General features: G+C 52.9%; 11 protein-coding genes and 2 pseudogenes. 10 read left to right on the plus strand and 3 right to left on the minus strand.

Annotated features, from left to right (window positions below; translation table 11 throughout):
* Positions 1 to 54 precede the first annotated feature (54 nt).
* Positions 55 to 410, plus strand: a pseudogene (locus KQP84_RS04275) (DUF2500 domain-containing protein).
* A gap of 26 nt (positions 411 to 436) precedes the next feature.
* Here the strand turns inward: KQP84_RS04275 and KQP84_RS04280 are convergent.
* Complete coding sequence (locus tag KQP84_RS04280; protein WP_215848207.1) at positions 437 to 709, minus strand: DUF1145 family protein; 273 nt, start codon at positions 707 to 709, stop codon at positions 437 to 439.
* Positions 699 to 1,297, minus strand: a pseudogene (gene rsmD / locus KQP84_RS04285) (16S rRNA (guanine(966)-N(2))-methyltransferase). Before rsmD ends, KQP84_RS04280 begins: the two are co-directional and overlap by 11 nt.
* A gap of 233 nt (positions 1,298 to 1,530) precedes the next feature.
* Between rsmD and ftsY the strand changes: the two are divergent.
* The 4 genes from ftsY to rpoH all read left to right on the plus strand — a co-directional run bounded on the left by ftsY (position 1,531) and on the right by rpoH (position 5,786).
* Positions 1,531 to 3,024, plus strand: a complete 1,494-nt coding sequence (gene ftsY, locus KQP84_RS04290; protein WP_215845350.1) for a signal recognition particle-docking protein FtsY — start codon at positions 1,531 to 1,533, stop codon at positions 3,022 to 3,024.
* Positions 3,025 to 3,029: 5 nt separating this feature from the next.
* A complete protein-coding gene (gene ftsE / locus KQP84_RS04295; protein ID WP_215845351.1) occupies positions 3,030 to 3,698 on the plus strand; it encodes a cell division ATP-binding protein FtsE in 669 nt (222 codons plus the stop codon).
* On the plus strand, positions 3,688 to 4,671 hold the full coding sequence (gene ftsX, locus KQP84_RS04300; protein ID WP_215845352.1) for a permease-like cell division protein FtsX: 984 nt from the start codon (positions 3,688 to 3,690) through the stop codon (positions 4,669 to 4,671). Before ftsE ends, ftsX begins: the two co-directional genes overlap by 11 nt.
* Positions 4,672 to 4,928: 257 nt before the next feature.
* Positions 4,929 to 5,786 (plus strand): RNA polymerase sigma factor RpoH, encoded by an 858-nt coding sequence (rpoH, locus tag KQP84_RS04305; protein WP_215845353.1) that lies wholly within the window; start codon positions 4,929 to 4,931, stop codon positions 5,784 to 5,786.
* 73 nt (positions 5,787 to 5,859) lie between these two features.
* On the opposite strand, the gene panM is transcribed toward rpoH, so the two are convergent.
* Positions 5,860 to 6,246: an aspartate 1-decarboxylase autocleavage activator PanM gene (gene panM, locus KQP84_RS04310; RefSeq protein WP_215845354.1), complete on the minus strand. Its 387-nt coding sequence runs from the start codon at positions 6,244 to 6,246 to the stop codon at positions 5,860 to 5,862.
* 402 nt (positions 6,247 to 6,648) lie between these two features.
* Here panM and KQP84_RS04315 point away from each other — a divergent pair, with 402 nt between their 5' ends.
* The 5 genes from KQP84_RS04315 (at position 6,649) to livF (ending at position 11,549) form a co-directional block, all read left to right on the plus strand.
* The gene (locus KQP84_RS04315) at positions 6,649 to 7,761 is read left to right on the plus strand and encodes a branched-chain amino acid ABC transporter substrate-binding protein (protein WP_215845355.1); all 1,113 of its coding nucleotides are present in this window, start codon (positions 6,649 to 6,651) and stop codon (positions 7,759 to 7,761) included.
* A 114-nt stretch (positions 7,762 to 7,875) separates the two neighbouring features.
* Positions 7,876 to 8,802, plus strand: a complete 927-nt coding sequence (gene livH / locus KQP84_RS04320; RefSeq protein WP_215845356.1) for a high-affinity branched-chain amino acid ABC transporter permease LivH — start codon at positions 7,876 to 7,878, stop codon at positions 8,800 to 8,802.
* Positions 8,799 to 10,070, plus strand: a complete 1,272-nt coding sequence (locus tag KQP84_RS04325) for a high-affinity branched-chain amino acid ABC transporter permease LivM (protein WP_215845357.1) — start codon at positions 8,799 to 8,801, stop codon at positions 10,068 to 10,070. The genes livH and KQP84_RS04325 overlap by 4 nt, the downstream gene beginning before the upstream one ends.
* Entirely contained in the window at positions 10,067 to 10,834 is a 768-nt protein-coding gene (livG, locus tag KQP84_RS04330) for a high-affinity branched-chain amino acid ABC transporter ATP-binding protein LivG (protein ID WP_215845358.1), read from the plus strand. Before KQP84_RS04325 ends, livG begins: the two co-directional genes overlap by 4 nt.
* Position 10,835: 1 nt before the next feature.
* Positions 10,836 to 11,549 carry a high-affinity branched-chain amino acid ABC transporter ATP-binding protein LivF gene (gene livF / locus KQP84_RS04335; protein WP_215845359.1) on the plus strand — a complete coding sequence of 238 codons (714 nt, stop codon included), beginning with the start codon at positions 10,836 to 10,838 and terminating at the stop codon, positions 11,547 to 11,549.
* The last annotated feature ends 598 nt before the right edge of the window (positions 11,550 to 12,147 follow it).

A 12,147-nucleotide genomic window follows, 5' to 3' on the forward strand; every position in this document is an offset into this window, starting at 1 on the left:
TATGCTTGCCGCGCAATAAATCTCTCCTGTAACCGATTAAGAACGAGCGAAAATATGAGCAAACCACCGCTACTCTTTTTATCGTCCTGGCCATTATCGCCGTGTTGGCGACCCGTCAGTTCATTAAGCAACGGCGTGAAGCTGCCGTGAATGATGTTTCACCGATCCGCAGTCTGACGGTTGAAGTGAAGACTAAACGCGAATTTCCAGCACCTAATCGCCGCTCACGTCAGCGAGAAGTGATTGCTGGTGAAGAGATGCGTTACGAAGCCTGGTTTCACCCACTGAACGGGGCAAGTGATATAAAAGTGCAGGTAAAAGAAGATGATTATCATCAAATGGATAAAGGATCGAAAGGCGAGCTAAAAATGCAGGGTTCGCGTTTTGTGAGTTTTACGCCTGTGCATTAAAAAGCGGGCATTGCGCCCGCTTACCGTCACTTTTTACGTGGAAAGTGCTTCTTCTGCCAGGCCACCAGTTCAAACACGCCAAACAGGAAAACTTTTGCCTGCGTTAAGCGGTCAATGGGCGGCGCATCTTTGGTTTGCGTTGCGCGCAGTAACACCAACTGCAAGCCGTGCATCATAATCATGAAAAACAGTGCGACGTTAATGAAATAGGTCAACGGCTTCGGATACGGATGTATCACGTTGAACAGTAGAAATCCCCAAACGCACAGCATCAACAGGCGCCCTAAATTAAGTAACATCATGCGTCTCCTGTTGACGTTGATATAAACGATAAGCTACCTGACCTGCAATTTTTTCGCGGTGCAAATCCCAGTTCGCCGGTACTGGCGGCGTGCCATTTTCTACTTCGCTTTCGACGTAAATCAGCGCCTCTTCTGCCAGCCAACCGTTTTGCTCCAGCAGCAGTAATGTTTGCTCCAGCAAGCCTTTACGAAACGGCGGATCGATAAACACCACATCAAAAGGCTGGCCGGGCTGATCGAGCCAGGTCAACGCGTTGGTTTGAATCACCTTGCCGTGAGTGGCACGCAGCGTTTGCAGGTTTTTTCCAACTGCTGCGCGACCGGACGTTCTAGCTCAAGCAGTGTTGCCGCACCTGCATAGCGCGACAGCGCTTCAAGGCCCAGTGCGCCGCTGCCGGCAAAACAGTCCAGGCAATTAGCCTGTTGAATCACGGGCGCCAGCCAGTTGAACAGCGTTTCACGCACGCGATCGGTGGTGGGGCGCAGACCGGCGCTGTCTGGCACCGGCAATTTACGTCCGCGCCATTGACCGCCAATAATGCGGATCTGCCCGGCACCGCCCGTATTGCGGGGATTTTTTATCATCTTGCTCACAACTCGTCATAATTTGTTGCGTAGTTTAACGGGCGAAACGATGAGAAGAAACGTTAAAAAAGGGTGCTGTGGTGAGCTGGCTGGAAAGTGTTAGACTACTGAGTTGCTGAAGTCATGCATAATTCTGCGGTTTTGCGCCGGTCTGGCGTTTAATACCACTACTGATTTTACACCTGGGAACAGTGTGCGACCGGGATAAAGCCATCGAGGAGTGTAGTCACACAATGGCAAAAGAGAAAAAACGTGGCTTTTTTTCCTGGCTAGGATTTGGCAAAGAGGAAGAAACGCAAAAACCGGTTGAGACGCCAGAGCAGGAGCAGGAACAACAGCCTGCTGAAGCTGAGGTTCAGCAGCCGGAACATCCATCCCAGGCGCTCAACGAGGCCGAAGCGGACGCGGAAGAGACTGTCGCCATTACCGAAGCGGTGGCCGAACAGCAACGCGAAGCGGAAACTGAACCTGAACTCGAAACTGAATCTGAACCAGAACCTCAACTGATCGTCGCTGAACCCGACGTTTTGGCGACACCAGAAGCGGTTAAAGCCGATCCTGAAGCGCTGCTTGAAGTTGAGCCAGAAGTTGAACTTGAGCCAGAGCCAGACGTGGCTGAAGTTGTCGACATCGACGTGGAAGACATCGAAGACGACGCGCCACTCAGCGACGAAGAGCTGGAAGCGCTGGCACTCGCCGATGCAGGCATCATCGAAGAGGCGGAAGTCGTTGAGCCGGAAGATACCGTCAGCGATCTGCCGTTAGCGGCCGCACCCATCATTTCCCACGAGCAGGAACGTCCTACTAAAGAGGGCTTTTTTGCGCGCCTGAAGCGTAGCCTGGTTAAAACCCGTCAGAATCTTGGCTCGGGCTTTATCAGTCTGTTCCGCGGCAAGAAAATTGATGACGAGCTGTTTGAAGAACTGGAAGAGCAACTGCTGATCGCTGATGTTGGCGTGGAAACCACGCGTCGCATCATCACCAATCTGACGCAACAGGCAAACCGCAAACAGCTGCGTGACGCTGAAGCGCTATACGGTCTGCTGAAAACTGAAATGGCCGATATTCTGGCTAAAGTTGATGCGCCGCTGGATGTGACCGGTCAAACACCTTTCGTCATCCTGATGGTTGGCGTGAACGGCGTGGGTAAAACCACCACCATCGGTAAGATGGCGCGCCAGTATCAGGCCGAAGGCAAATCAGTGATGCTGGCGGCGGGTGACACCTTCCGTGCCGCTGCTGTTGAACAGCTTCAGGTTTGGGGCCAACGCAACAACATTCCTGTTATTGCTCAGCATACCGGCGCTGATTCCGCCTCGGTGATTTTTGACGCGATTCAGGCTGCCAAATCACGCGGCGTAGATGTGTTGATTGCCGATACTGCGGGTCGCTTGCAGAATAAAGCGCATCTCATGGAAGAACTAAAGAAAATCACTCGCGTCATGAAGAAGCTGGATGATTCTGCGCCGCACGAAGTGATGCTGACGCTGGACGCCAGCACTGGGCAGAACGCCGTTAGCCAAGCCAAACTGTTCCATGAAGCGGTGGGTTTAACCGGTATTACCCTCACCAAGCTGGATGGTACGGCCAAAGGCGGCGTGATCTTCTCGATAGCCGATCAGTTCAGTATTCCGATTCGCTATATCGGTGTTGGGGAAGGCATTGAGGATTTACGGCCGTTCAAGGCTGAAGATTTTATTGAGGCACTGTTTGCCCGAGAGGACTAATTGGGATGATTCGCTTTCAAGAGGTGAGTAAGGCATATCTCGGTGGACGTCAGGCGTTGCAGGGCGTGGATTTTCATCTGCGTCCCGGCGAAATGGCGTTCCTGACCGGCCATTCTGGTGCCGGTAAAAGTACGTTGCTGAAGTTGATATGCGGCATTGAACGTCCAAGCGCCGGACAAATTTGGTTTAGCGGACATGATATTTCTCGCCTGCGCAACAGCGAGGTGCCATTCCTGCGTCGCCAAATCGGCATGATTTTCCAGGATCACCATCTGCTGATGGATCGTTCCGTTTATGAAAACGTGGCGATTCCGCTGATCATTTCGGGTGCCAGCGGCGAAGATATTCGTCGTCGCGTGTCAGCGGCACTGGATAAAGTCGGCTTACTCGACAAAGCGAAAAGTTTTCCGATTCAGCTTTCTGGTGGTGAACAGCAGCGTGTTGGTATTGCGCGCGCAGTGGTTAACAAACCTGCTGTACTGCTGGCGGATGAGCCCACCGGTAACCTTGACGATGCACTGTCGGAAGATATTCTTCGGCTGTTCGAGGAGTTTAATCGCGTTGGCGTAACGGTGTTGATGGCAACGCACGACAGCGGCTTGATTGCGCGTCGTCAGTATCGTGTCATGACGCTGAATCAGGGACGTTTGCATGGAGGCCACGATGGTCAATAAACGCAATAAACGCCCAGCGGCGCCAAAAGCGAAGCAGCCGTCAAAAAGCAAAGCGCTGAAAGGCGGCTGGCAGGAACAGTGGCGTTATGCCCTGCGCGGCACGCTGTCAGATATGTGGCGTCAACCGCTGGCAACGCTGTTAACGGTGATGGTCATTGCGATTTCGCTTACCTTGCCCAGCGTCTGTTACATGGTATGGAAAAACGTGAGTCAGGCCGCGACGCAATGGTATCCCGCGCCGCAGTTGACGGTTTATCTCTCCAAAACGTTGGATGATACAGCAGCAGAAAACGTGGTGGCACAGCTTAAGCAAGTCGATGGTGTGGATAACGTCAATTATCTGACCCGCGAAGAAGCGTTGAACGAGTTCCGCAACTGGTCTGGGTTTGGTGGTGCAATGGATATGCTGGAGCAAAATCCGCTGCCGGCAGTGGCTATCATCACGCCGAAACTTAATTTCCAAAATTCAGACACCATGCAAAATCTGCGCGACAGCGTGGCGAAAGTGCAGGGCGTGGATGAAGTGCGTATGGATGACAGCTGGTTTGCCAGGTTAGCGGCATTAACAGGATTAGTCGGTCAAATTGCGTCGATGATTGGCATCCTGATGATCATCGCGGTGTTCCTTGTGATAGGCAACAGCGTGCGGCTCAGCATCTTTGCCCGGCGCGACACCATCAATGTGCAGAAACTGATAGGCGCTACCGACGGCTTTATTCTGCGTCCGTTTTTATACGGCGGCGCATTGTTAGGCCTAAGCGGCGCGGTATTATCCTTGATCCTGTCGGAAGTATTGGTGTTAAGGCTGCAATCGGTAGTGGCTAACGTTGCATCGGTGTTTGGCACCACATTCTTGCTGGAAGGTTTTTCCTGGGATGAAGCGTTGCTGCTATTACTGATTGCCGCGATCATTGGTTGGATCGCCGCCTGGCTGGCGACAGTTCAACATTTACGTCGTTTTACGCCCCAGTAAACGCCTGCAACATTTTTTGCTATAATGGTCCTCTGCTATCGACAAGGGAAAGCAGAGGATCTTTTCCCCGCTTTCCTTCTTGTCATCTGTGTGTAAAATATGCACCGCTAATATTGAACTTGTGGATAACTTTATCATCCAATAAGTAGCACAGATTGCTTTCGAACTTTTAGCGGCGTTGACATACTGTAGCGTCTGCTCAAGGACGACGGTTCAAAGAACTGTGCAGCTATTCCACTTGATTTGTGAGGGTTTGAATGACCAAAGAAATGCAAACTTTAGCTATTGCTCCTCTTGGTAACCTGGAATCATACATTCGGGCTGCCAATGTCTGGCCGATGCTGTCGGCAGAAGAGGAAAAAGCGTTGGCTGAACGGCTGCATTACCAGGGCGATCTGGATGCGGCAAAGACGCTGATCCTGTCTCACCTACGCTTTGTAGTTCATATCGCTCGTAATTATTCCGGTTACGGCCTGCCGCAAGCGGACCTGATTCAGGAGGGCAACATCGGCTTAATGAAAGCCGTGCGTCGCTTCAACCCTGAAGTGGGTGTGCGTCTGGTTTCTTTTGCCGTGCACTGGATTAAAGCCGAGATTCACGAATACGTGCTGCGTAACTGGCGTATCGTGAAAGTCGCTACCACGAAAGCACAACGTAAGTTGTTCTTTAACCTGCGTAAAACCAAGCAGCGTCTGGGCTGGTTTAACCAGGATGAAGTTGAAATGGTTGCGCGTGAACTGGGCGTAAGCAGTAAAGACGTGCGTGAAATGGAATCACGTATGGCCGCACAGGATATGACCTTCGATATGTCCGCAGACGATGAAAGCGGTGAAGGTAAATCCATGGCACCCGTGTTGTATCTGCAGGATAAAACCTCAGACTTCGCGGACGGCATCGAAGAGGATAACTGGGATTCGCATGCGGCAGACAAGCTGAGCTATGCGATGGAAGGCCTCGACGAACGCAGCCAGCACATTATCCGTGCACGTTGGTTAGATGAAGACAACAAAACCACGCTGCAAGAGTTAGCCGATCAGTACGGCGTGTCAGCAGAACGTGTGCGACAGCTCGAGAAGAATGCCATGAAAAAACTGCGTATGGCGATCGAAGCGTAATAACGCGAAGCGTTAATGAAAGAGGGCGACAACATGTCGCCCTTTTTGTTGCCTGCGGTTTATAGTCTGAAACTCACTTCACCCAGCCGTCGGTTTGCGCCCTGAATCCACAGGCCTGCATAAACGCCGCACGAATCCTTTGATCATCACTGCCATCATCCGCAATCCACCAATCCGCCAGCGACGGATTCTGCGCCATGGTCTCTTCCAGCAGATATTGCCCAACGCCGCGACGCCGCGTGGCATCTCGCACCCTTAAGCGATGTACCTTTCCGTGTATCCCCGAAATTTCCAGTTGCAGCGCAGCTAATAAGCGGTCATTAAAACGCGCCGCATACAGCCGATGATTCTCGCTCAGCGACTGCTCTAACTTTTCTATGTCCAGTTCAGGCCAAACTTTGCCTAAGTCGATGCGGTCCTGCGTTGTAAACGCTGTTAAGCGCAGGATAGTGAGTTTCATGGCAAACACCTGTTGGTTTAAAAGAGGAAGTGTAGCGAAATTATACAACCACAGCGCCAGCAGATTTTCCTGAATAAAACAGGTCAAAAGTTGGCCTGGATGCCAGAATGATAGTTGTAAACAAGTAAACCTGAGGCATAAACCAGCATAATGCGCTGGAGAAATGGTGAAAATACGGCCATTGCATCCAGTAGATTATGCTGCGTAACCCTGCCGTTACTGAATATGTCAGTTGATTTACCGAAGAAACATCCTGTTTAATGAGCTGAAAAATAAAGCCTTATTACCAATAAATGCCAGAAAAGCGTGCTAACTCATTATTGTTTAATCAGTTTTCAACTTTATCTGGCAGAAAATAAAGCAACTCACAACAAACACGACATAACAGATGGGGTAGTTCGGATGAAGATGAAAGGTCGCGCGTTACTGGCAGGATGCGTTGCACTGGCGATGAGCCATGCTGCGCTGGCAAAAGACATTAAAGTGGCCATCGTTGGGGCGATGTCAGGTCCGGTTGCACAATATGGCGATATGCAGTTCGCAGGCGCAACGCAGGCCATTGAAGACATCAACGCGAAAGGCGGCATCAACGGTGACAAGCTGGTTGCGGTAAAATATGACGATGCCTGTGACCCAAAACAAGCGGTCGCCGTGGCGAACAAAGTGATTAACGATGGCATCCGCTATGTGATTGGCCATCTTTGCTCCTCTTCAACTCAGCCCGCTTCTGACATCTATGAAGACGAAGGCGTACTGATGATTACGCCAGCCGCTACCGCGCCAGACTTAACCTCTCGCGGATACAAGCTGATTATGCGTACCACCGGCCTCGATTCTGACCAAGGCCCTACGGCGGCAAAATATGCGATGAGCGAGATCAAACCACAGCGTATCGCTATCGTTCATGACAAACAGCAATATGGCGAAGGCCTGGCGCGTTCGGTACAAAAAAGTCTGAAAGACGCAGGCGCTAACATTGTGATGTTTGAAGGTATCACCGCAGGCGATAAAGATTTTTCTACGCTGGTGGCCCGCCTGAAAAAAGATAACGTCGATTTCGTCTACTTCGGCGGTTACTACCCAGAAATGGGCCAGATCGTACGCCAGGCGCGTGCAGCGGGCCTGAAAACCCAGTTTATGGGGCCAGAAGGCGTGGGCAATGCCTCGCTGTCGAACATTGCTGGTGCTGCCTCTGAAGGCATGCTGGTGACGTTACCGAAGCGTTACGATCAAGTGCCAACCAACAAAACCATTGTTGATGCGCTGAAAGCCAAAAAGCTCGATCCAACCGGCCCCTTTGTCTGGACCACCTACGCGGCATTGCAATCGCTGGTGGCTGGTATGGAGCGCAGCAAGAGCGCAGAGCCAGAAGATATTGTGAAGAACCTGAAAGAGGGCGCAGCCGTGCCGACCGTGATGGGCGACCTGAGCTGGGATGAGAAGGGCGACCTGAAAGGCTTCGAATTTGGTGTGTTCAAGTGGCATGCCGACGGTACGTCTACTGCGGTGAAATAAGTTTTAGGGGCGGCTTTAATGCCGCCTTTATCAACACGGCTTTACTTTCCGCCTGGCTGTCAAAGATTCACGCTAACGCATTCAGTTCACGGACGTTTTTTTAAGGTACATTCTATGTCCGAGCAATTCCTCTATTTCCTTCAGCAAATGTTCAACGGTGTTACCCTTGGCAGCACCTACGCGCTGATCGCCATCGGTTACACCATGGTTTACGGCATTATCGGCATGATTAACTTCGCCCACGGCGAGGTCTACATGATCGGTAGCTATGTCTCCTTCATCGTGATTGCCGCCCTGATGATGATGGGCATCGACACTACGTGGCTAATGATTGCCGCCGGTTTCGTGATGGCGGTGATCATTTCCAGCGCTTACGGCTGGAGCATTGAGCGCGTGGCATATAAGCCGGTGCGCTCTTCTAAGCGATTGATCGCGCTGATCTCCGCGATCGGTATGTCGATCTTTCTGCAAAACTACGTCAGCCTGACGCAAGGTTCCCGCGACCTCGCGCTGCCAAGCTTGATTACCGGGCAATGGACGGTAGGCGAAAGCAACGGCTTTGCCGCCACCATTTCAACCATGCAAATTGTTATTTGGATTGTGACCTTCCTGGCGATGCTGGCGTTGACCACGTTTATCCGCTATTCCCGCATGGGCCGCGCCTGTCGCGCCTGCGCTGAAGACCTGAAAATGGCCAGCCTGTTGGGGATCAACACTGACCGCGTGATTTCGCTAACCTTTGTGATCGGTGCGGCGATGGCGGCAGTTGCAGGTGTGCTGTTAGGCCAGTTCTACGGTTCAATCAACCCCTTTATCGGCTTTATGGCGGGGATGAAAGCGTTTACCGCGGCGGTTTTAGGCGGCATTGGCAGCATTCCCGGCGCGATGATTGGCGGATTAGTATTGGGTATTGCTGAAGCACTGACATCGGCCTACCTCAGCACTGAATACAAAGATGTGGTTTCGTTTGCCTTGCTGATTGTGGTGCTGTTGGTGATGCCGACCGGAATTCTGGGGCGCCCGGAGGTCGAAAAAGTATGAAGTCTTCCTTCGTTAATGCACTTATCTCCTCGCTGATGCTGCTGGTTCTCGCCACCTTTTTCATGGGGTTGCGCCTGAACCTGGATGGCACGAATTTGATAGTACAGAACGCCGGTAGTCTGCGGTGGGAATGGATCGCTGTCGCCTGCGTGGTGGTATTCTTATTCCAGCTGATGCGCCCAGTGTGGCAGAGCGGCATGAAGAAAGTTTCGTTGCCCGCGTTCGTATTACCCGGCATTGATGGTTCCACGCCAAAGCAGAAACTGGTGATGGGGATCATGATCCTGGCCGCTGTTGCCTGGCCGTTTTTGGTCTCACGCGGCACCGTCGATATCGCCACCATGACGTTGATTTACATCATGCTTGGCCTTGGCCTCAATGTAGTGGTTGGCCTTTCTGGCCTGTTAGTATTGGGCTACGGCGGTTTCTATGCGATTGGCGCTTACACTTTCGCGCTGCTTAATCACTATTTCGGTTTAGGTTTCTGGGAATGTCTGCCGCTGGCGGGCATTGTGGCAGCGATGTTTGGTCTACTGCTGGGTTTCCCGGTGCTGCGCTTGCGTGGCGACTATTTGGCGATTGTGACGCTTGGCTTTGGCGAAATTGTGCGTATTTTGCTGCTCAATAACACCGACATCACCGGTGGTCCAAACGGCATCAGCCAGATCCCCAAACCCACCTTTTTCGGGCTGGAGTTTAACCGCACCCCGCGTGATGGCGGCTGGGATACCTTCCATAACGTCTTTGGCCTGAAATACGATCCCAGCGACCGCATCATTTTCCTCTATTTGGTTGCGCTACTGCTGGTGGTGCTCACGCTGTTTGTGATCAATCGTCTGCTGCGCATGCCGCTGGGCCGTGCGTGGGAAGCGCTGCGTGAAGATGAAATTGCCTGCCGCTCGCTGGGCCTCAGCCCAACGCGCATCAAGCTCACCGCTTTTACCATCAGCGCCGCCTTTGCCGGGTTTGCCGGTAGCCTGTTTGCAGCACGACAGGGCTTTGTTAGCCCCGAATCCTTTACCTTTGTTGAATCCGCCTTTGTACTGGCGATTGTGGTGTTGGGCGGCATGGGTTCGCAGTTTGCCGTGATTCTCGCCGCCATTCTGCTGGTGGTTTCGCGTGAACTTATGCGCGATCTCAATGAATACAGCATGTTGGTGCTGGGTGGATTAATGGTGCTAATGATGATTTGGCGCCCGCAAGGTCTGCTGCCGATGAAGCGTCCACACCTGAAACTCAAGCAGGGTAAAAAAGGAGAGCAGGCATGAGTCAGCCTTTGTTAGCCGTTGAAGGCCTGATGATGCGCTTCGGCGGCCTGTTAGCCGTGAATAACGTGGCGCTGGAACTGCGTCCGCAAGAGATCGTTTCTTTGATTGGCCCAAATGGCGCCGGCAAAACCACCGTTTTTAACTGCCTGACCGGTTTCTACAAACCCACCGGCGGCAGCATCAAGTTGCGCGATCAGCATCTTGAAGGGTTGCCGGGCCAAAAGATTGCGCGCATGGGCATCGTTCGCACCTTCCAACATGTGCGTCTGTTCCGCGAAATGACGGTGATTGAAAACCTGTTAGTGGCGCAGCATCAGCACCTGAAAAGTGGCGTGTTCTCTGGATTATTGAAAACGCCAGCGTTTCGCCGCAGCGAAAGTGAAGCGTTGGATCGCGCCGCAACCTGGCTGGATCGCGTGGGCTTGCTGGAAATGGCAAACCGGCAGGCGGGCAATCTGGCGTATGGTCAGCAGCGTCGTCTGGAAATCGCCCGCTGCATGGTGACACGCCCAGAAATTCTGATGCTGGATGAACCCGCGGCGGGTTTGAACCCCAAAGAAACCCACGAACTGGATGAGTTGATTGCTGAACTGCGCGGTGATCACAAGGTTTCCGTGTTGTTGATTGAACACGATATGAAGCTGGTAATGGGTATTTCCGATCGTATTTACGTGGTGAACCAAGGAACGCCATTAGCCAACGGCACGCCGGAAGAGATTCGCAATAACCCGGATGTGATCCGTGCCTATTTAGGAGAGGCGTAACATGGCCAACACGATGTTAACCATTGAGAACGTCAGCGCGCATTACGGCAAAATCCAGGCGCTGCACAATGTCAGCCTGTATATCAACCAAGGCGAAATCGTCACCTTGATTGGCGCGAACGGCGCAGGTAAAACCACGCTGCTCGGCACGTTGTGTGGCGAACCTCGCGCCACGCAGGGCTCCATCACCTTTGACGGTAAAGCCATAACCGACTGGCAAACTGCACGCATCATGCGTGAAGCGATTGCGATTGTGCCGGAAGGGCGTCGCGTCTTTTCACGCATGACGGTGGAAGAAAATCTGGCGATGGGTGGTTTTTTTGCCAGCCGTCAGCAGTATCAGGAGCGCATCAAGCGCGTTTATGCGCTGTTTCCGCGTCTGGATGAGCGCAGATTACAGCGCGCAGGAACCATGTCCGGTGGCGAACAGCAGATGTTAGCGATTGGTCGTGCATTGATGAGCCAGCCGCGTCTGTTACTGCTGGATGAGCCTTCACTCGGTCTGGCTCCGATTATTATTCAGCAAATTTTCGATACCATTGAGCAGCTGCGTAGCGAAGGGATGACCATTTTCCTTGTGGAGCAGAATGCGAATCAGGCATTGAAACTGGCCGATCGGGGTTACGTGTTGGAAAACGGCCATGTGGTGCTGGAAGATACCGGCGCTGCGTTGTTATCCAATGAAGCGGTACGCAGTGCTTATTTAGGCGCCTAGTTTTCCTGTTGCTCTAACTCAAGTACGAGGTCGTTGCCCCCACCTCAGTCCTCCCCCATACATGGGGGAGGAAGACGCTGCTCTATGTTAGTGAGGAAGCGGCATATGGCAGCGTCTCCTTCCCCTGCTTTGCGGGGGAAGGCCGGGATGGGGGACAGCGCGCAGATGAGGTCGTTTGTCCCCCACCTCAATCCTCTCAGGTGCGAGGTCGTTTGCCCCCACCTCAATCCTCCCCCATACATGGGGGAGGAAGACGCTGCTCTATGTTAGTGAGGAAGCGGCATATGGCAGCGTCTCCTTCCCCGCTTCGCGGGGGAAGGCCGGGATGGGGGACAGCGCGCAGATGAGGTCGTTTGTCCCCCACCTCAATCCTCTCAGGTGCGAGGTCGTTTGCCCCCCACCTCAGTCCTCCCCCATACATGGGGGAGGAAGACGCTGCAATATGCTCGCTCTGAAATTGCCTGTAGCAGCTCCTTACCTGCATATGGCAGCGTCTCCTTCCCCTGCTTTGCGGGGGAAGGCCGGGATGGGGGACAGCGAGTACCTCACCAAAGCAGCGTGCACCTCAGTCAGCTAAGTACGGAGCCGCCGGCCCCCC

The sequence above is a fragment of the Candidatus Pantoea bituminis genome, from assembly GCF_018842675.1.
In the GTDB taxonomy this organism is placed as follows: Bacteria; Pseudomonadota; Gammaproteobacteria; order Enterobacterales; family Enterobacteriaceae; genus Pantoea; species Pantoea phytostimulans.